The organism is Variovorax sp. J2L1-78, assembly GCF_030317205.1.
Lineage (GTDB): Bacteria > Pseudomonadota > Gammaproteobacteria > Burkholderiales > Burkholderiaceae_C > Variovorax > Variovorax arabinosiphilus.
Map to the genome: position 1 here is coordinate 237508 of NZ_JASZYB010000004.1, position 17947 is coordinate 255454.

Genomic DNA, 17947 nt, shown 5'->3' on the forward strand with positions numbered 1-17947 from the left:
CATGCCTGCTGCACATCTCTCCAATCGCCCGGCCATCGCCGACGCGGCGCCCAGCGTCGACATGCGCAGCGACACCGTCACCCACCCCACGGAGCGTATGTACGAGCGCATGCGGCAAGCGCCGATCGGCGACGACGGCCTGGACGGCGACCCGAGCACTGTCGCGCTCGAAGGCACCGTGGCCGCGCTGCTTGGCAAGGAAGCCGGGCTGTTCGTGCCCAGCTGCACCATGGCCAACCTGCTGGCCGTGCTGGCCGCGGGCGGGCGCAGCGAACAGGTGGTCCTCGAAGCATCGGCCCACATGTACACGACCGAGCGCGGCGCGAGCACCTTCACGGGCATGTTCTACCAACCGGTCGAAGGAACGTCCGGCGCGATGGACCTGGCCATGCTCGAAGCGGTGCTCAAGCCCGCCAGCCACCGGCTTGCGACGGCGCTGATCGCGGTCGAAACCTCGCACAACAACGCCGGCGGCGCGGTGCTGCCGCTCGAGCACCTGCAGGCCGTGCAGGACATCGCGCAGCGGCGCGGCATCCCGGTCCACCTCGACGGGGCGCGGCTGTTCAATGCCAGCGCGGCGCTGCAGGTCGAGCCGATCGCCATCGCGTGCTTCGCCGACACGGTGTCGGTCTGCCTGTCGAAGGGCCTGAGCGCGCCGGTGGGCGCCGTGCTGACCGGCTCACAGGCGACGCTCGACCGCGCCCGCACGCTGCGGCGGATGCTCGGCGGCACGCAGCGCCAGTCCGGCATCATGGCCGCGGCCGGGCTCGACGCGGTGCTCCACATGCGGGAGCGCTTGGTGGACGATCACGCGCGGGCGCGCCGGTTCAGCGACGCGCTCAATGCCACCGGGCTACCGGTGCGCGCCGCCCTGCCGCAGACCAACATCGTGCAGGTGGATGTGGCGGCCAGCGGGCTTGGCAGCCATGCGTGGGTGACCGCCTTGGACGCGGCAGGCCTGCGTGTGCGCCCCTGGGGCTCCACCTTGCTGCGCTGCGTGACGCACCGCCACATCGAGGAGGCGGAGGTCGACCGCGCCGTCACGGCCTTCCGGCAGGCGGCATTGGCGCTGGTCTGATGTGACTGGCGTGCGACCTGCATCGTCACGCGGCCCCGCTCAGGGGGTGGTGCCCTCGTCCTCGGCCGGCCAGTCGCGGATGTACGCCTTGAGCATCTTGTTCTCGAAATTCTGGCTGTCGACGACCGCCTTGGCGACGTCGTAGAAGCTGATCACGCCCATCAGCATGCGCTTGTCCATGACCGGCATATAGCGCGCGTGGCGCTCGAGCATGATGCGGCGGATCTCGTCGAGGTCGGTCTCGGCGGTGCAGGTCACGGGCGCATCGTCCATGGCCTTGCGCACCAGCGAGCCGCCGACTTGGCCGCCGTTCTTGACGATGGCGACGATCACCTCGCGGAAGGTGAGCATGCCGACCAGATCGCCGTGCTCCATGACCACCAGCGAACCGATGTCCTTCTCGGCCATGGTCGTCACGGCGTCGGCCAGGGGTTCGTCGGGGGTGATGGTGTAGAGGGTGTTGCCCTTGACGCGCAGGATGTCGCTGACTTTCATCGTGGTGCTCCTCTTCTGACTCGGCCGATCCGATTGAATATAGCCCAACTCGCTCACAATAGCCGGCCACCGCCCGCCCCTGCGCCGCGCAGACGTGAGCGGTCGTTACAAGCCCTCCGAGGAGACACATGCCAGGCTATTCCGACCCCGGGTTCGACACCCTTGCGCTGCACGCCGGCGCCGCCCCCGACCCGACGACCGGCGCACGCGCCGTGCCGATCCACCTCACCACCTCCTTCGTCTTCGAATCGAGCGACCACGCCGCCGCCCTGTTCAACCTGGAACGCGCCGGCCACGTCTACAGCCGCATCAGCAACCCGACCAACGCGGTCCTGGAGCAGCGGGTGGCGGCGTTGGAAGGCGGCATCGGCGCCATCGCCACTGCGAGTGGCCAGGCCGCGCTGCACCTGAGCGTGGCGACGCTGATGGGCGCCGGCTCGCACATCGTGGCCAGCACGGCGCTGTACGGCGGCTCGCAGAACCTGCTGCACTACACGATGCGGCGCTTCGGCATCGACACCACCTTCGTCAAGCCGGGCGACCTGGACGGCTGGAAGGCTGCGATCCGCCCGAACACCAAGCTGCTGTTCGGCGAGACCGTGGGCAACCCCGGCCTCGACGTGCTCGACATCCCGTCGGTGAGCGACATCGCCCACGCGGCCGGCGTGCCGCTCCTGGTCGACTCGACGCTCACCTCGCCCTACCTCATCAAGCCCTTCGACCACGGCGCCGACCTGGTCTACCACTCGGCGACCAAGTTCCTCTCCGGCCACGGCACGGTGATCGGCGGCGTGGTGGTCGACGGCGGCAGTTTCGACTGGGAGAAGTCGGGCAAGTTCGCCGAACTGAGCCAGGCCTACGACGGCTTCCACAACATGGTGTTCAGCGAGGAAAGCACGGTCGGCGCCTTCCTGCTGCGCGCGCGCCGCGAGGGCCTGCGCGACTTCGGCGCGTCGATGAGCCCGCACACGGCGTGGCTCATCCTGCAAGGCATCGAGACGCTGCCGCTGCGCATGGAGCGGCACATCGACAACACGCAGAAGGTGGTGGAGTTCCTGGCCGCGCACCCCTTCGTGTCGCGCGTGGGTCACCCGCTGATCGAATCACATCCGAGCCATGCACTGGCGCAGAAGCTGCTCAAGCATGGCGCGCGCGGCGCCGGCGCGGTGTTCAGCTTCGACATCAAGGGCAGCCGCACGCAAGGCAAGGCCTTCATCGAAGCGCTCAAGCTCTTCAGCCACCTGGCCAACGTGGGCGACTGCCGCAGCCTGGTGATCCACCCGGCCAGCACCACGCACTTCCGCATGACGGACGAGGCGCTGGCGGGCGCGGGCATCTCACAAGGCACGATTCGCCTGTCGATCGGCCTGGAGGATCCGGCCGATCTGATCGACGACCTGAAGCGCGCGCTGAAGGCTGCTGAAAAGGCAGGTGCCTGATGGAACTGATCGTCAACGGGCACACCACCTATGCCTACACCGGCGGCAAGCCACTCGACGCGGCCAAGCCGACCGTCGTCTTCATCCACGGGGTGCTCAACGACCACAGCGTGTGGATCCTGCAGAGCCGCTGGTTCGCCAACCACGGCTGGAACGTGCTGGCGATCGACCTGCCCGGCCATTGCAAGAGCGCCGGCAAGGCGCCGGCCACCGTCGAAGAAGCCGCGGACTTCGTCGTGGCGCTGCTCGACGCGGCCGGCGTGCAGAAGGCGGCACTGGTCGGCCACAGCTTCGGCTCGCTGATCGCGCTGGAGACGGCGGCCCGCGCGCCGGAACGCGTGTCGCACCTGGCCATGGTCGGCACGGCCTACCCGATGGCGGTGTCGCCGGCGCTGCTCGACAGCGCGCTGAACGCGCCGATGAAGGCCATCGACATGGTCAACGTTTTTTCGCACTCGATGATGGCGCCACCGCCCTCTTCGCTCGGCCCCGGCACCTGGCTGTACGGCGGCTCGCGCGCGCTCATGCGCCGCGTGCTGGCGAGCAACCGCGAGGTCAACGTGTTCCATGTCGGCTTCAACGCGTGCAACGACTACGCCAACGGCGAAGCGGCCATCGCGGCGGTGCAATGCCCGGTGCTGTTCCTGCTCGGCGCGGCCGACCAGATGACGCCGCCCAAGGCGGTGAAGTCACTGAGCGCCAAGGCGCCGTCGTCGAAGACGGTGGTGGTGCAGGCCGGCCATGCGCTGATGTCCGAGGCGCCGGACGACGTGCTGTTCGCGCTGCGCGATTTCCTGGCCGGTTGAGGCCGCGGGCTCAGACTTCGAACTGCGCCGGCGTCGCGGCCACCGCCGCCATCAACGCGCCGACCGTCTCGCTCGACGGCTGCGCGGCCGGCAGCGCACCGAGCATGCGGCTCAGCGTCTCGGGGTGCGGCAGCAACGGCCCGAGGAAGTGCGTGCCCTGCGCGCCCACGACCAGCAACGTGGGGAAGGTCTCGACATCGAAGTCGTCGGCGATGTCGGCGTGGTCTTCGATGTCGACCCAGGCGAAGCGCAGCCCCGGGTGCGCCGCGGCGATGCGCTCAAAGGCCGGACGGTAGTCGCGGCAGGTGCCGCACCAGTCCGCGCACAGGCAGACCACCCAGGTGGCGGCGGCAGGATCGGCGACGGGCAGGGTGGGCAGTGCGCTCACGGACAAGACCTGGACATGTGGAATGGCGATTATCGAGGCGACCGCCGATGCTTGCAGCGCCGGGTCAGGGCCTGGCAGGCGCAACGTAGCGCCCCCTCTGGCTGGGCCGCGTCAAGTCCTGCAACGCATCGCGCACCACCAGCGCGTCGCGCAGGCACAGGCTCTCGAGCGCGGCCTTGTGCCAGAGGTGCGCGAGCGCGTCGGTGCGCGGCAGCAGCAGCTCGGTCAGCAAGGGCGCCAGGGGCGTGACGTCGGGGTCGGCCAGCAGCACGTAGCGCGGGTCTTCGTTGGCCGGCTCTTCCGCGAGCGGCGCGATCCAGTCGATGGCGACCAGCGTCTCCAGCACCGGCGCCAGCTGCAGGGCATCGACCCGCATCCGCGCCACCAGCTCGCTTGCGCCCAACCCCTTGGCCGGCGTCGCGTGGGCGGCATCCAGCAGCTGCAGCGCCTCGACCGCCAGCTGGAACGGCCAGCCCGGCGTGTCGCCGCGGCGCGCCACGCCTGCCAGCAGGCTGGGCAGGTAGGCCGCGATCACCGCGCCGAAGAGAGCGATCACCCAGGCGACGTAGATCCAGATCAGCAGGATGGGCGCCGTGGCGAAGGCGCCGTAGAGCACCGAGTACGTCGGCACCAGGCTCAGGTAGTAGCCCAGCACCCGTTTGGCGATCTCGATGGCGGCCGCGACGAACAGGCCACCCGCCCATGCATGGGCCCAGCGCACCGAAGTGTTGGGCACGTAGTGGTAGAGCGAGGCCATGCCGCCGGCGAGCAGCACGAATTCGAAGGTGTCGAACAGCAGCTTGAGCAGGCCCCCGCTGCCGACCACGCCGCGCGAGGCCGAGAACACGTACGACGTGGTGCTCAGGCTCACCGCCAGGATCAGCGGCCCGAGCGTGATGGCCGCCCAGTAGATGAGCACGCGCTGCGCCAGCGGGCGCGGGTTGCGCACCCGCCAGATGCTGTTGAGCGTCTTGTCGATGGTCAGGATCAGCGCGACCGCCGTGACCAGCAGCACGATCAGGCCGGCGATGCCGAGCCCGCTGGCCTTGCTCGCGAACTGGTTCAGGTAGCCCAGCACCTGCCGCGCGATGTTGTCGGGGATCAGGCTCTCGATCAGCCAGCGCTGCAGGCGGCCCTGCATCTTGGCGAACATCGGAAACACCGTGAAGAGCGCCAGCGCCGTGGTGAAGAACGGCACCATCGCGATGGTGGTGGTGAAGGTCAGGCTGCCGGCCGTCAGGCCCAGGCGGTCTTCCCGGAAGCGCTCGCGCAGCACGGCCGCCGTGTTGCCCCACGGAAAATGCGAAAGGTCCCTCCACCATGACCGGTGTTTCATGGCCGGTATCATGCCATCGGCCCTGCGGCATGCCGTCGCAGACCGCCCTGCGCGCCCACCGCGCGCGACCTCTCCGTGCCCATGCCGTGATCCAGCCCCAAAGCCCTTCGTCCGCCGTCGCCGCCACCCGCTGGCTGGCCGTGGGCAGCCTCGTCGGCCTGATCGTGCTGGGCCTGGCGTGGGAGATGTGGCTGGCGCCGCTGCGGCCGGGCGGCTCGTGGCTCGCACTCAAGGTGCTGCCGCTGGTGGTGCCGCTTGCGGGGCTCTACAAGAACCGCATGTACACCTACCGCTGGGTCAGCCTGATGATCTGGCTCTATTTCACCGAAGGCGTGGTGCGTGCGTGGAGCGACGCCTTGCCGCTCGGGCGCGCACTGGCAGGCATCGAAATCGTGCTGTGCCTCATGCTGTTCGTGGCCTGCGCGATGCACGTGCGGCTACGCCTGCGCGACGCCCGCACCGCCCGGGCCGCCGTTCCGCTGGAGACTTCCATCCCATGACCGACCTGATCGACCAACTGCGCGCCATCGTCGGCGCCCCCCATGTGCTCACCGAGGGCGACCTCACCGCCTACGAGCAGGACTGGCGCAAGCGCGAACGCGGCAAGGCGCTGGCCGTGGTGCGCCCCGCGAGCGCGCAGCAGGTGGCCGACGTGGTCAAGGCCTGCGCCGCCGCCGGCAGTTCGCTGGTGCCGCAAGGCGGCAACACCGGCCTGGCGGTGGGCGGCATTCCCGACGCCAGCGGCACCCAGGTGCTGCTGAGCCTGCAGCGCATGAACGCGGTGCGCGACATCGATGCGGCCAACCTCACGATGACGGTCGAGGCCGGCTGCATCCTGCAGACGCTGCAGGAGACCGCCGAGAAGGCCGGCTTCCTGTTCCCGCTGAGCCTGGCGGCCGAAGGCAGCTGCACCATCGGCGGCAACCTGGCGACCAACGCCGGCGGCACGCAGGTCGTGCGCTACGGCAACACGCGCGACCTGTGCCTGGGCCTGGAAGTGGTCACGCCACAGGGCGAGATCTGGGAAGGCACCAGCGGCCTGCGCAAGGACAACACCGGCTACGACCTGCGCGACCTGCTGATCGGCAGCGAAGGCACGCTCGGCGTCATCACCGCCGCGACGATGAAGCTGTACCCGATGCCCGCGGCGCAGCTCACCGCCTGGGCCGCCGTGCCCTCGCTCGACCACGCGGTCACGCTGCTGGGCCTGGCGCACAAGCACCTGGGCGCCGGCCTCACCGGCTTCGAGGTGATGGGCCAGTTCGCACTGAGCCTGGTCGGCAAGCACATGCCGCAGCTGCGCGTGCCCTTCCTCGGCGAGGCGGCGGCACCCTACTGCGTGCTGCTCGAGAACTCCGACAACGAATCCGAAGACCATGCGCGGGCGCGCTTCGAGGCGCTGCTCGAAACCGCCTTCGAGGACGGCTGCGTGACCGATGCGGTGGTGGCCGAGAACTTGACGCAGGCGCACCAGCTCTGGCACATCCGCGAGAGCATTCCGCTGGCCCAGGCCGAGGAAGGCCTGAACATCAAGCACGACATCTCGATCGCAGTGTCGCGCATCCCCGCCTTCGTGGCCGACACCGACGCCCTGCTGCAGCGCGAGATCCCCGGCGTGCGGCTGGTGAACTTCGGCCACCTGGGCGACGGCAACCTGCACTACAACGTGCAGGCGCCGGCCGAAGGCGACGCGAAGGCCTTCCTGCGCGACGAGGAAGAGCGCGTCAACACGCTGGTGTATGACGCCGTCGAGAAATTCGGCGGTTCGTTCTCGGCCGAGCACGGCGTCGGCGAGCTGAAGGTGCACAAGCTGGAGAAGCACAAGTCGCCGGTGGCACTGGGCATGATGCGCGCCATCAAACGCGGGCTGGACCCGCAGAACATCATGAACCCGGGGCGGGTGCTCCGGCTGGAGGAAGCATCGTGACCCACCCCATCCGTTCCCAGTACGAAGACTTCATGCGCCACGTCGACACGCACGGCGTGTTCAAGTCGGACCGCACCGGCACCGGCACCAAGAGCGTCTTCGGCCACCAGATGCGCTTCGACCTGAACGAAGGCTTTCCGCTGGTGACGACGAAGAAGGTGCATGTGCGCTCCATCATCCAGGAGCTGCTGTGGTTCCTCACCGGCTCCAGCGACAACAACTGGCTGCGTGAACGCGGCGTGACGATCTGGGACGAATGGGCGCGCGAAGACGGCGACCTCGGCCCGGTCTACGGCGTGCAGTGGCGCAGCTGGCCGACGCCGGATGGTGGCCACATCGACCAGATCGCCGAGGTCATCAAGACGCTCAAGACCAACCCCGATTCGCGCCGCATCATCGTGAGTGCCTGGAACGTGGCCGAGCTGTCGAAGATGGCGCTGATGCCCTGCCATGCCTTCTTCCAGTTCTACGTGGCGCCGCCGCAGGCTGACGGCGAACGCGGCAGGCTCAGTTGCCAGCTCTACCAGCGCAGCGCCGACATCTTCCTGGGCGTGCCCTTCAACATCGCGAGCTACGCGCTGCTCACGCACATGGTCGCGCAGCAGTGCGATCTGGACGTCGGCGACTTCGTCTGGACCGGTGGCGACTGCCATATCTACAGCAACCATGCCGAGCAGGTCGCGCTGCAGCTGAGCCGCGATCCACGGCCGTATCCGACACTGCGCATCCTGCGCAAGCCGGATTCGATCTTCGACTACCAGTACGAAGACTTCGCCTTCGACGGGTACGACCCGCACCCGGCCATCAAGGCGCCGGTCGCGATCTGAGCGAAGCGTTGCTCCGATGCGCCTCAACCTGATCTACGCCCGCGCCGCCAACGGTGTGATCGGCAAGGACAACGCCCTGCCCTGGCACCTGCCGGAAGACATGGCGCACTTCAAGCGCATGACCGCCGGGTGCCCGGTCGTCATGGGCCGCAAGACCTGGGACTCGCTCCCGCCGAAGTTCCGGCCGCTCCCGGGTCGCCGCAACATCGTGGTGACGCGCCAGGCCGACTGGCAGGCCGATGGTGCCGAACGCGCGGCCGGCCTGCGCGAGGCCATGGCCCTGTGCGCCGACGCGCAGGAAGTCTGGGTCATCGGTGGCGCACAGATCTACGCCGAGGCGGCACCGCTCGCCCGACGCGCCGTTGTCACCGAGATCGCGCAGGATTTCGACGGCGACGCGCACGCGCCCGTGCTCGACGACGGTTGGCGCGAGACCGCACGCGAATCGAGTGTGTCGAGCAACGGCCTGGCCTTCAGCTTCGTCACGCTCGAACGCGCCTGAGCGCACGGCGCCGGCGCGCCACCCCATTCACAACAACCAAGACCCCCATGTCAGACCACGGCTTTCACGTGCACGGCCCGCACGACCACGAACTCGAACATGCCGCGCAGGGCGAGCATGGCGGGACCGCCCACCACGGCATCGGTGGCAAGAGCATGACCAACCAGATCGCGGTCTGCACGGCGGTCATCGCCACGGTCGGCGCGCTGTTCTCGTACATGGGCGGTGCCACACAGGCCACGGCGGGCCTGGACAAGAACAACGCGGCCATCAAGAAGACCGAGGCCTCGAACCAGTGGAATTACTTCCAGGCCAAGAGCACCAAGCAGGCGCTCACGGAATTCGCGCGCGACATGGCGCCCGACGACCGGAAGGCCGCGCTGCAAGCCAAGATCGACCGCTACGAGAAAGAGAAGACCGACATCCAGCTGGCGGCACAGAAGCTTGAAGCCGAAGCCACGGCGTGGGACCATGAGTCGGAAGCGCAAATGCACCAGCACCACCGCTGGGCCCAGGCCACCACGGTGCTGCAGGTGTCGATCGCGCTGGCCGCCATCGCGCTGCTGACGCGCAAGAAGTGGCTGGAGTACGGCATGCTGGCCGTCGCCGGCGCGGGCCTGCTCGTGGGCGCGGCGGCGGCCCTCCATCTCTGACCGCGGACCCAGGAGAGACTATGACCATCCAGAAGCTCCTCGGCATCGAACTGCCGATCATCCAGGCGCCGATGGCCGGCGTGCAAGGCAGCGCGATGGCCGTCGCGGTGTCGAACGCGGGCGGCCTGGGCTCCCTGCCCTGCGCGATGCTCACGCCCGACACGCTGCGCAGCGAATTGCAAGCGATCACCGCGCAGACCACACGACCGTACAACCTCAACTTCTTCTGCCATACGCCGCCGGTGCCCGATGCGGCGCGCGAGGCCGCATGGCGCGCCGCCCTGGCACCCTACTACGCCGAGTTCGGCATCGACCCCGGCAGCGTGCCGGCCGGCGGCGGCCGGGCGCCTTTCACCCCGGAGGCGGCCGACCTGCTCGAAGGGTTCAAGCCACCGGTCGTGAGCTTCCATTTCGGCCTGCCCTCCCCCGAGCTGCTGGCACGGGTCAAGGGCTGGGGTGCCAAGGTGCTGGCGTCGGCCACCACGGTCGAAGAGGCGCGCTGGCTCGAGGCGCACGGCGTCGATGCCGTCATCGCCCAGGGCCTGGAGGCCGGGGGCCACCGCGGCCTCTTTCTGAGCGATGACCTCACGACGCAGGTCGGCACGATGGCCTTGCTGCCGCAGATCGTCCGGGCGGTCCGCGTCCCGGTGATCGCAGCGGGCGGCATCGCGGACGCGGCGGGCGTGGCTGCCGCGATGGCGCTCGGCGCGGCCGGCGTACAGGTCGGCACCAGCTACCTGCTGTGCCCCGAGGCCACCACCACGCCGCTGCACCGCGCCGCACTGGCCAGCCGGCGCGCCGAGCACACCGTGCTCACCAACCTCATCACCGGCCGCCCCGCGCGCGGCCTGCGCAACCGCCTGCTCGACGAACTCGGCCCGCTGAGCGACCTAGCCCCCGCCTTCCCGCTGGCGACCGCCGCCCTGGCGCCGCTGAAGGCCGCCGCGGAGAAGCTGGGCCGCGATGATTTCTCCACGCTGTGGTCGGGCCAGAACGCCACGGGCTGCCGCGCGATCCCGGCAGCCCAGCTCACGCGCGAACTGGCCGCCTGAGGCGCGCGGCACGCAGCGGGGTCGCCACGGCAATTCGCCTACGCACAAGGCGATCCATCGCCGACACGGACACGGGCCCAGGGTGCGCACACTGAGTGCCGGGCGGCGCAGGGCCGACCGGAAACGACAAAGGTGCTGCCATGGTGAACGAATACGTAAAGACCCCTTCCGAGCTCGCCGACGAGGCGCGGCAAGCCGGACGTGATGCGATGAGCGCCGTGCAGGGCCAGGCCGCAGAGGCGCTCGATACCGCGAAGGGCGTGGCCGCCGATGCCAAGGACGTCGCACAGGACGCGACCGCCACCGGCAAGGCCTATGCGCGCGGCGCGGTGGAAGCTGCGAGCGAAAAGCTCGGCGTGTTGCAAGACAAGGTGGCCGCCGCCCAGGAATCCTGCACGCGCTACATCGCCCAGGAGCCGGTCAAGGCCACGATGATGGCCGTGGCAGGCGGCGCACTGCTCACCGGGCTGCTGATGGCCGCCGTGCGCGGGCGTCGGGGCTGATCCGATGATCCATCCCATCTACATGACGGCGCTGCGCCGCCCCGACCTGGTCGCGGCGCATCTGCGCAACCATGTCGAGCTGGTGAAGAAGGAACTGGGCGATGCGGGCCGCTCCGTCGCTTACAAGGCCGCCGGCGCCGTCGTCGCGCTCGTGGCGCTGATGCTCGCGCTCGGCCTGACAGGCATCGCGCTGATGCTGGGCGCCCTGCATGGCAGCTTCCATTGGACGCTGGTGGCGGTGCCGGGCGTGGCTTGGCTGCTCACCGGCGTGGGTGCGATGGTCGCGATGAAATCCTCGGTGCGCGACGACGTGCAGGACGTGAAGGACGAACTCGAAGCGGACTTCGCCGTCCTGCGGACCGTCAAGGAGGCACGCCGTGGACACTGAAAATTCGCTCCCGCTGACGCCCAAGCAGAAGCTCGCGCTCTCGCGCGCCGAACTGCTCGAAGCCATGGGGTACCACGACCTGGCACCCAGAGATGCCGCGGCCCCGCAACTTGTGTCGACACGCGAACCCCGTGGCAGCACGCCGGCCCCACGTCCCACGACGCGCCGGGGCGTGCTTGCGCGTTGGTGGTCGCGCCATCCCCTCAACAGTGCGGTCGACCTCGGGCGTCCGTTCCTGGAAGACATGGCGCAACGGCAGCCGGGCCGGTTGATGGCCTACGGCGCCGGCACCGGTGCGCTGCTGATGGTCATCAAGCCCTGGAAGCTCCTGTCGCTCGCGACGGTGTTGTCGCTGGCGTTTCGCACGTCGGACCTCACCGGGCTGATCGCCGGCGCCTTCGGTGGCCACGATGACGACGACGAACCGCCATTCGACGATCGCGTGCCCCTCAGTCAGCAGGTGTCCTGACCGGCTGCCGTGGTCAATGTGCGACGCTTACCGACCTTGCGTACCGGCTTCGGCGAGCTCGCTGGCATAGGCCAGGAAATCCTCGAACTGGCCGGTCTTGTCGAAGACGGCATCCGCCCCCTGCGACAGCGCACGGTCGTTGGCCGCTTCGGCGTAGTTGGTCAGCACCACGACGCGCTGATGCGGCAGCCGGTCGGCGCAGGCCTTGACCACTTCCATGCCCGACCCCTCGGTCAGGAACAGGTCTGCCACCAGAAGATCCCAGCCCTCGCCGTTGCGCGCGAGCCAGCGCCGGGCCTCGTCCTCCGACTCCGCCATGGCGATCACTTCGCAAGGGGTGGAATCTTCGAGCAGGCCCACGAGCAGGTCGCGGATGGTGGGGTTGTCTTCGATCAGAAAGACACGAAGCGTCATGACGGCTTGAAGCAAGAACGGTGCGGGGCAGCGGCCCGCCGAAACCCACGGGGACGGCACGACAAGGTGCCGCCGGTGGACGGTGTGCGAACGCATTATCCGCGCTCCATCAGGGCGATCCCTGCAGGAGAAGTTCCCGAGGACGGCACAATCGTCACATGACAGCGATCCGTGATTTGAGCGACGAGGACTTGACGCTCCATGCGCAGGAGTGGCGCCAGCGCGCCCTGCGCGGCGACAAGTCGGCGCGCGGTGTGGCGCACGCCCTGGAAACCGAGCTTCGGCGCCGGGGCGTCGGCACGAACGCGCAGACCACCCCGGCCGACCTGGACACCCGCCCGGTCACACTGCGTCACCCGCGACCCTGGTGGAAATTCTGGGCAGACTGATCAGCGCGTGGCCTGCGTCGGGGGCGACTCGAAATCGAGCACGATGCGCCCTTCGATCTCGCCCCGATGCATGCGTGCGAAGACATCGTTGATGTTGTCCAGGGTGTCGGTCGTCACGGTCGCACGCACCTTGCCGCTGGCGGCGAAATCCAGCGATTCCTGCAGGTCGAGCCGCGTCCCGACGATCGAACCGCGCACGGTGATGCCGTTGAGCACGGTGTCGAAGATCGACAGCGGGAAATCGCCCGGCGGCAGGCCGTTGAGCGAGACGGTGCCGCCACGCCGCACCATGCCCATCGCCTGCTGAAAGGCCTTCGGTGACACGGCCGTGACAAGCACGCCCTGCGCGCCGCCGATCTCCTTCTTGATGAAGGCGGCCGGATCTTCACGGCGCGCATTCACCGTGAGGGCGGCGCCGAGCTCCGTGGCCAGCGTGAGCTTCGCATCGTCGATGTCCACGGCAACGACGTTCAGGCCCATGGCCTTCGCGTACTGCACCGCCATGTGGCCGAGCCCGCCGATCCCCGAGATCGCCACCCAGTCGCCGGGCTTGGTGTCGGTGACCTTCAACCCCTTGTAGACCGTCACGCCCGCGCAGAGGACCGGCGAGATCTCGACGAAGCCAACGTTGCTCGGCAGGTGCCCGACATAGTCGGGATCGGCCAGCACATATTCCGCGAAGCTGCCGTTGACCGAATAGCCGGTGTTCTGCTGCTCCGCGCACAGCGTTTCCCAGCCGCCCAGGCAATGCACGCAATGTCCGCAGGCGGTGTACAGCCACGGCACGCCGACCCGGTCGCCTTCCTTCACGTGCTTCACGCCGCTGCCCACGGCGACCACATGGCCGACGCCTTCATGGCCCGGGATGAAAGGCGGATTCGGCTTGACCGGCCAGTCGCCTTCGGCCGCATGAAGATCGGTATGACACACGCCGGTGGCGGCGATCTTGACGAGGATCTGCCCCGCACCCGGCATCGGAACGGTCACTTCCTCGATGACGAGGGGTGCACCGAACTGCCGGACGACGGCCGCCTTCATGGTCTTTTGCATCTGTTTCTCCTGGGAATGCACGAGTCGACGCGGGCCGTCAGGCTGCTCCGACGAGGCCTCGATGTCCGCGCAAGCGCGCATGGTTCGCGGAGAATCCCTCTTGAACCAGCGGCTCGCTTGGCAAGATGATCGTTCCGAAACCCGCAACCGCATTGATCCAAAGCAACCCAGAGGCAGGAAGGCAGCGGCCGCACAAAGTCTCGCGACAGCCGGCCGGGCACCTTGAAACAACAAGTCACATCACGTATGAAAATCACCACCTGGAACGTCAACTCCCTCACCGCCCGTCTCCAGCATGTACTCGACTGGCTGACCGCCAACCCGGTCGATGTGCTGTGCCTTCAGGAGCTGAAGATGAGCGACGACAAGTTTCCGCTCGAGGTCCTGAAGTCGGCCGGCTATGAAGCAGCGGTGTTCGGTCAGAAGACCTACAACGGCGTGGCGATCCTGAGCCTCGCGCCGATGCGCGACGTGGCAAAGAACATCGGCGGCTTCAGCGACGAGCACTCGCGCGTGATCAGCGCCACCGTCGATACCGCGAATGGCCCACTGCGCATCGTCAACGGCTACTTCGTCAACGGGCAGGCCCCCGGCAGCGACAAGTTCGCCTACAAGATGCGCTGGCTCGACGCCCTTCGCGACTGGCTGCGCGCCGAGAAGGCGTCGCACCCGAACCTCGTGCTGCTCGGCGACTTCAACGTCGCCCCCGAGGACCGCGACAGTTTCGACCCCGAAGGCCTGCGCGAAACCATCCACCACACGACCGAGGAGCGCGAACACTTCAAGGCGCTGCTGGGCCTGGGCCTCACCGATGCCTTCCGACTGTTCGATCAGCCCGAGAAGAGCTTCTCGTGGTGGGACTACCGCATGCTGGGCTACCAGAAGAACCGCGGGCTGCGCATCGACCACATCCTGGTGAGCGAACCGCTGGTGCCGCGCGCGGTGGCCTGCACGATCGACCGCGTGCCGCGCAAATGGGAAAAGCCCAGCGACCACGCCCCCGTCACGCTCGAGCTGGCCTCGGCATCCTGACAGCAGGCCGCCCATGATGACATCCACAAGAACATACGCTCTGGTGCTCTCGGCGCTGGTCGCCGTGCTGGCGGGCTGCACATCGACCAAGTCCGGCGCACCGGCCGAGGCATCGGCCTCGTCATCCGAAGAGAAGACCGTGGGCGAAGCGGCGCCGGGTCGCAGCGACGTGGCCGAGGTGCGGCTGATCACCGCGCAGACGCCTGCTGTCCGGGCCTACCGAAAGATCGGCTCGGGTGCGATCTACAAGGCCTACCCGACCCGCATCCACAAGGGCAAGATCCCGCCGCTCGTGTATGCCGTGGTGGTGGTCGAAACCGACATCGACGCCACGGGGAAAGTGGTGAACGTGGGCTTCAGCCGCACGCCGAGCCATGCCCCCGAGGTACCGCCGATGATCGCCGAGCTGATCCAGAAGGCATCGCCCTTGCCCAGCCCCGGACGGCTGGGTGCGCACACCTATGTCGACACCTGGCTGTGGGACAAGAGCGGCAGCTTCCAGCTGGATTCGCGCACGCTCGGCCAGCGCAGCCGGTAGCCGACCGACCGGGCCGGCGAGCCCGTCACTCCAGGCCGAGTTCCTGGATCTTGCGCGTGATGGTGTTGCGCCCGATGCCGAGCTTCTGCGCCGCCTCGATGCGGCGGCCGCGGGTGTTGGCCAGCGCGGTGAGGATGAGGCGCGACTCGAAGCGGCGCGACAGCGCATCCCACACGTCGGTGCGACCAGCCGCCAGGAGGCTCTGCGCCTCCAGCTCGAGCCCGCTTTCCCAGGCCGATGCGGCACCGCCTTCGGCGATCGCCGCAGGGGCCGTGGCGGCCACGGGTGCGGACACGGGCATGGCGGACGATTCGATGTCGGCAACGGCGGAGAGGACCGGCATCACTGCCGGTGCATGCGCCACCGCCGACGGCGCGTCGCCGGGCGGAGGAACGGCCATCACCTCGGGCGGCAGGTCCTTGGCCTCGATCAGTTGCGCCGGCGCCATCACCGTGAGCCAGTGGCAGATGTTCTCCAGCTGACGGACGTTGCCCGGGAAGGAAAAGGTGGCGAGCTGCGTGAGCGCGGCGTCGGAAATCCGCTTGGGCTCGACGCCCAGTTGCTTGGCGCTCTGCTGCAGGAAATGGCGCGTGAGTGCGGGCACGTCTTCGCCACGCTCGCGCAACGCCGGCAGGCGCAGCCGGATCACGTTGAGACGGTGGAACAAGTCCTCGCGGAAGCCGCCGACCTTGACGCGCTGCTCCAGGTCCTGGTGGGTGGCGGCGATCACGCGCACGTTCGCCTTGACCGAGTTGTGGCCGCCCACGCGGTAGAAATGGCCGTCGCTCAGCACGCGCAGGAGACGCGTCTGCAGGTCGAAGGGCATGTCGCCGATTTCGTCGAGGAACAGCGTGCCGCCCTCGGCCTGTTCGAAGCGGCCGCGGCGCATGGTCTGGGCGCCGGTGAAGGCGCCGCGCTCGTGGCCGAAGAGTTCGCTCTCCAGCAGGTCTTTGGGGATCGCTGCGGTGTTGATCGCCACAAAGGGGCCGTTGGCGCGCGGCGAATGCTTGTGCAGCGCGCGCGCGACCAGTTCCTTGCCCGACCCCGATTCGCCGGTGATCAGCACCGTGACGTTGCTCTGCGAGAGCCGGCCGATGGCACGGAACACGTCCTGCATCGCCGGGGCCTGGCCGAGCATTTCGGGGGCGGCCTGCATGCGTTCTTCGGCCACTTCCTCGCGCTGGCTTTCGTCCACGGCACGGCGGATGAGCTCGACGGCACGCGGCAGGTCAAAGGGCTTGGGCAGGTATTCGAAGGCGCCGCCCTGGAAGGCCGACACAGCGCTGTCCAGGTCGGAGAAGGCCGTCATGATGATGACCGGCAGGCCAGGGTGCTTGGCCTTGATCTTGTCGAGCAGGTCGAGGCCCGAACCGCCCGGCATGCGGATGTCGCTGACCAGCACCTGTGGGCCTTGCTGGTCGTCGTCGGCAGCGACTTCCAGCGCCGCCAGGACTTCGCGCGTGTTGGTGAAGCTGCGCGTCGGCAGGTCTTCACGCAGCAGCGCCTTTTCCAGCACGAAGCGGATGGATTGGTCGTCGTCTACTATCCAGATCGGCTTCATGCAGCTCCTTGTCGCCTTGCTGCTAAGGCAGCGGTATCAGTATCTTGAAATCGGTCCGGCCGGGCACGCTGTCGCACTCGATCACGCCGTGGTGCTGCTGTACGAAGGTTTGCGCCAGCGTCAACCCCAGGCCGGTTCCGCCATCCCGGCCCGACACGAGCGGGTAGAAGATGCGGTCCTTGATGGTGTCGGGCACGCCCGGTCCGTTGTCGATGACATGCAATTCCAGTGCCAGTCGGTACCACTGCTTGTTGAAGATCACCTGACGGGCGATGCGTGTCTTAAAAGTGATGCGCGCATCGCCCGCGGCGCGGCGCTCAGCCAGGGCCTGCGCGGCGTTGTGCGCGATGTTGAGCGTGGCCTGGATCAGCTGCTCGCGGTCGCCGCGGAACTCGGGGATCGACGGGTCGAAGTCGCGGTCGATGTGCAGGTCGCGCGGGAACTCCGCAAGGATCACCGAGCGCACCCGCTCGCAGACCTCGTGGATGTTCACGTCGCCCACCACGTGCGGGCGGCGGTGCGGCGCCAGCAGACGGTCGACCAGCGTCTGCAGCCGGTCGGCCTCGTGGATGATGACCTGGGTGTATTCGATCAGGTCGCGCGACTCGACCTCCATCTGCAGCAACTGCGCCGCGCCACGGATGCCGCCCAGCGGGTTCTTGATCTCGTGCGCGAGGTTGCGGATGAGTTCTTTGTTGGCCTGCGCCTGGTCGAGGAGGCGTTCTTCACGGTCTTGCCGCACCTGCTGCTCCAGCGGCGACAACTCGACGATCAGTTCACCCACCTTGTCGCTCTGCGCCAGCGTCACCTGCACCGGCATCAGGTCGTGGTTGACGCGCCGGAGCATCGCCTCGTAGCGCAGCGTGGCGAAGTCGTTGCTGCGCGCGCCGTCGATGGCCGTGCGCAGGACGTGCGGCTCGTGGAAACAGGCGCCGAACTGCGAGCCCTCGAGCGTGCGGCGCGAGGTGCCGAGCGCGTCCTCGAGCGCGGCGTTGGCGAACAGCACCGCCCCGTCGGACTTGACCACCGCGATGAGCGTGGCGAGCAGGTCGAAGGGCTGGAAGCGCTTGGGGGATGAGGTTGTCTTGCCGAAGGCCATG

At 68.3% G+C, this 17947-nt stretch carries 22 protein-coding genes; 15 read left to right on the forward strand and 7 right to left on the reverse strand.

The features are described 5' to 3' along the window. Position 1 precedes the first annotated feature (1 nt). Entirely contained in the window at positions 2–1078 is a 1077-nt protein-coding gene (locus QTH86_RS23790) for a threonine aldolase family protein (protein WP_286648642.1), read from the forward strand. A gap of 39 nt (positions 1079–1117) precedes the next feature. Here QTH86_RS23790 and QTH86_RS23795 read toward each other — a convergent pair whose 3' ends face one another. After that, positions 1118–1573: a CBS domain-containing protein gene (locus QTH86_RS23795; protein WP_286648643.1), complete on the reverse strand. Its 456-nt coding sequence runs from the start codon at positions 1571–1573 to the stop codon at positions 1118–1120. A gap of 128 nt (positions 1574–1701) precedes the next feature. Between QTH86_RS23795 and QTH86_RS23800 the strand changes: the two genes are divergently transcribed. Together QTH86_RS23800 and QTH86_RS23805 are read left to right on the forward strand one after the other, a co-directional pair. Then, positions 1702–3012, forward strand: a complete 1311-nt coding sequence (locus QTH86_RS23800) for an O-acetylhomoserine aminocarboxypropyltransferase (protein ID WP_286648644.1) — start codon at positions 1702–1704, stop codon at positions 3010–3012. Next, positions 3012–3818, forward strand: coding sequence for an alpha/beta fold hydrolase (locus QTH86_RS23805; RefSeq protein WP_286648645.1), 807 nt, complete (start codon positions 3012–3014; stop codon positions 3816–3818). Before QTH86_RS23800 ends, QTH86_RS23805 begins: the two co-directional genes overlap by 1 nt. A gap of 10 nt (positions 3819–3828) precedes the next feature. On the opposite strand, the gene QTH86_RS23810 is transcribed toward QTH86_RS23805, so the two are convergent. Then, entirely contained in the window at positions 3829–4206 is a 378-nt protein-coding gene (locus QTH86_RS23810) for a thioredoxin family protein (protein ID WP_286648646.1), read from the reverse strand. Between the two features lie 64 nt (positions 4207–4270). Beyond that, entirely contained in the window at positions 4271–5554 is a 1284-nt protein-coding gene (locus QTH86_RS23815) for a YihY family inner membrane protein (protein WP_286648647.1), read from the reverse strand. Between the two features lie 17 nt (positions 5555–5571). On the opposite strand from QTH86_RS23815, the gene QTH86_RS23820 reads away from it, so the two are divergent. The 9 genes from QTH86_RS23820 to QTH86_RS23860 all read left to right on the forward strand — a co-directional run bounded on the left by QTH86_RS23820 (position 5572) and on the right by QTH86_RS23860 (position 11863). Continuing rightward, positions 5572–6042, forward strand: a complete 471-nt coding sequence (locus tag QTH86_RS23820) for a DUF2069 domain-containing protein (protein WP_286648648.1) — start codon at positions 5572–5574, stop codon at positions 6040–6042. After that, the gene (locus QTH86_RS23825) at positions 6039–7469 is read left to right on the forward strand and encodes an FAD-binding oxidoreductase (protein ID WP_286648649.1); all 1431 of its coding nucleotides are present in this window, start codon (positions 6039–6041) and stop codon (positions 7467–7469) included. Before QTH86_RS23820 ends, QTH86_RS23825 begins: the two co-directional genes overlap by 4 nt. After that, positions 7463–8296, forward strand: coding sequence for a thymidylate synthase (locus tag QTH86_RS23830; RefSeq protein ID WP_286649115.1), 834 nt, complete (start codon positions 7463–7465; stop codon positions 8294–8296). The genes QTH86_RS23825 and QTH86_RS23830 overlap by 7 nt, the downstream gene beginning before the upstream one ends. A 16-nt stretch (positions 8297–8312) precedes the next feature. Then, positions 8313–8798: a dihydrofolate reductase gene (locus tag QTH86_RS23835; RefSeq protein WP_286648650.1), complete on the forward strand. Its 486-nt coding sequence runs from the start codon at positions 8313–8315 to the stop codon at positions 8796–8798. 47 nt (positions 8799–8845) lie between these two features. Continuing rightward, on the forward strand, positions 8846–9451 hold the full coding sequence (locus QTH86_RS23840) for a DUF4337 domain-containing protein (RefSeq protein ID WP_286648651.1): 606 nt from the start codon (positions 8846–8848) through the stop codon (positions 9449–9451). Between the two features lie 20 nt (positions 9452–9471). Continuing rightward, the gene (locus QTH86_RS23845) at positions 9472–10503 is read left to right on the forward strand and encodes an NAD(P)H-dependent flavin oxidoreductase (protein WP_286648652.1); all 1032 of its coding nucleotides are present in this window, start codon (positions 9472–9474) and stop codon (positions 10501–10503) included. Between the two features lie 140 nt (positions 10504–10643). Then, positions 10644–11006, forward strand: a complete 363-nt coding sequence (locus QTH86_RS23850) for a hypothetical protein (protein ID WP_286649405.1) — start codon at positions 10644–10646, stop codon at positions 11004–11006. 4 nt (positions 11007–11010) lie between these two features. Continuing rightward, entirely contained in the window at positions 11011–11394 is a 384-nt protein-coding gene (locus QTH86_RS23855; RefSeq protein WP_286648654.1) for a phage holin family protein, read from the forward strand. Continuing rightward, positions 11384–11863 carry a hypothetical protein gene (locus QTH86_RS23860; RefSeq protein ID WP_286648655.1) on the forward strand — a complete coding sequence of 160 codons (480 nt, stop codon included), beginning with the start codon at positions 11384–11386 and terminating at the stop codon, positions 11861–11863. Before QTH86_RS23855 ends, QTH86_RS23860 begins: the two co-directional genes overlap by 11 nt. A 27-nt stretch (positions 11864–11890) precedes the next feature. Here QTH86_RS23860 and QTH86_RS23865 read toward each other — a convergent pair whose 3' ends face one another. Then, entirely contained in the window at positions 11891–12373 is a 483-nt protein-coding gene (locus QTH86_RS23865) for a response regulator (RefSeq protein WP_286648656.1), read from the reverse strand. Between the two features lie 62 nt (positions 12374–12435). Here QTH86_RS23865 and QTH86_RS23870 point away from each other — a divergent pair, with 62 nt between their 5' ends. Continuing rightward, entirely contained in the window at positions 12436–12666 is a 231-nt protein-coding gene (locus QTH86_RS23870) for a hypothetical protein (RefSeq protein ID WP_286648657.1), read from the forward strand. Here QTH86_RS23870 and adhP read toward each other — a convergent pair whose 3' ends face one another. Continuing rightward, a complete protein-coding gene (gene adhP, locus QTH86_RS23875; RefSeq protein ID WP_286648658.1) occupies positions 12667–13716 on the reverse strand; it encodes an alcohol dehydrogenase AdhP in 1050 nt (349 codons plus the stop codon). A 246-nt stretch (positions 13717–13962) separates the two neighbouring features. Here adhP and xth point away from each other — a divergent pair, with 246 nt between their 5' ends. Both xth and QTH86_RS23885 read left to right on the forward strand, forming a co-directional pair. Continuing rightward, positions 13963–14748, forward strand: coding sequence for an exodeoxyribonuclease III (gene xth, locus QTH86_RS23880; RefSeq protein ID WP_286648659.1), 786 nt, complete (start codon positions 13963–13965; stop codon positions 14746–14748). Between the two features lie 13 nt (positions 14749–14761). Beyond that, positions 14762–15286 (forward strand): hypothetical protein, encoded by a 525-nt coding sequence (locus QTH86_RS23885; RefSeq protein WP_286648660.1) that lies wholly within the window; start codon positions 14762–14764, stop codon positions 15284–15286. Between the two features lie 25 nt (positions 15287–15311). Here QTH86_RS23885 and ntrC read toward each other — a convergent pair whose 3' ends face one another. Together ntrC and glnL are read right to left on the reverse strand one after the other, a co-directional pair. Beyond that, the gene (gene ntrC / locus QTH86_RS23890; protein WP_286648661.1) at positions 15312–16847 is read right to left on the reverse strand and encodes a nitrogen regulation protein NR(I); all 1536 of its coding nucleotides are present in this window, start codon (positions 16845–16847) and stop codon (positions 15312–15314) included. 22 nt (positions 16848–16869) lie between these two features. Next, entirely contained in the window at positions 16870–17946 is a 1077-nt protein-coding gene (glnL, locus tag QTH86_RS23895) for a nitrogen regulation protein NR(II) (protein WP_286648662.1), read from the reverse strand. Between the last annotated feature and the right edge of the window lies 1 nt (position 17947).

Bases quoted from the DNA above. Each gene is read 5' to 3' on its own strand.
- QTH86_RS23850 (WP_286649405.1), top strand. From the start codon at position 10,644: ATGGTGAACGAATACGTAAAGACCCCTTCCGAGCTCGCCGACGAGGCG.
- QTH86_RS23800 (WP_286648644.1), top strand. From the start codon at position 1,702: ATGCCAGGCTATTCCGACCCCGGGTTCGACACCCTTGCGCTGCACGCC.
- glnL (WP_286648662.1), bottom strand. From the start codon at position 17,946: ATGGCCTTCGGCAAGACAACCTCATCCCCCAAGCGCTTCCAGCCCTTC.
- xth (WP_286648659.1), top strand. From the start codon at position 13,963: ATGAAAATCACCACCTGGAACGTCAACTCCCTCACCGCCCGTCTCCAG.
- QTH86_RS23795 (WP_286648643.1), bottom strand. From the start codon at position 1,573: ATGAAAGTCAGCGACATCCTGCGCGTCAAGGGCAACACCCTCTACACC.
- adhP (WP_286648658.1), bottom strand. From the start codon at position 13,716: ATGCAAAAGACCATGAAGGCGGCCGTCGTCCGGCAGTTCGGTGCACCC.
- QTH86_RS23865 (WP_286648656.1), bottom strand. From the start codon at position 12,373: ATGCGTTCGCACACCGTCCACCGGCGGCACCTTGTCGTGCCGTCCCCG.
- QTH86_RS23805 (WP_286648645.1), top strand. From the start codon at position 3,012: ATGGAACTGATCGTCAACGGGCACACCACCTATGCCTACACCGGCGGC.
- QTH86_RS23820 (WP_286648648.1), top strand. From the start codon at position 5,572: ATGCCGTCGCAGACCGCCCTGCGCGCCCACCGCGCGCGACCTCTCCGT.
- ntrC (WP_286648661.1), bottom strand. From the start codon at position 16,847: ATGAAGCCGATCTGGATAGTAGACGACGACCAATCCATCCGCTTCGTG.
- QTH86_RS23790 (WP_286648642.1), top strand. From the start codon at position 2: ATGCCTGCTGCACATCTCTCCAATCGCCCGGCCATCGCCGACGCGGCG.
- QTH86_RS23835 (WP_286648650.1), top strand. From the start codon at position 8,313: ATGCGCCTCAACCTGATCTACGCCCGCGCCGCCAACGGTGTGATCGGC.
- QTH86_RS23870 (WP_286648657.1), top strand. From the start codon at position 12,436: ATGACAGCGATCCGTGATTTGAGCGACGAGGACTTGACGCTCCATGCG.
- QTH86_RS23855 (WP_286648654.1), top strand. From the start codon at position 11,011: ATGATCCATCCCATCTACATGACGGCGCTGCGCCGCCCCGACCTGGTC.
- QTH86_RS23885 (WP_286648660.1), top strand. From the start codon at position 14,762: ATGATGACATCCACAAGAACATACGCTCTGGTGCTCTCGGCGCTGGTC.
- QTH86_RS23815 (WP_286648647.1), bottom strand. From the start codon at position 5,554: ATGATACCGGCCATGAAACACCGGTCATGGTGGAGGGACCTTTCGCAT.
- QTH86_RS23840 (WP_286648651.1), top strand. From the start codon at position 8,846: ATGTCAGACCACGGCTTTCACGTGCACGGCCCGCACGACCACGAACTC.
- QTH86_RS23845 (WP_286648652.1), top strand. From the start codon at position 9,472: ATGACCATCCAGAAGCTCCTCGGCATCGAACTGCCGATCATCCAGGCG.
- QTH86_RS23825 (WP_286648649.1), top strand. From the start codon at position 6,039: ATGACCGACCTGATCGACCAACTGCGCGCCATCGTCGGCGCCCCCCAT.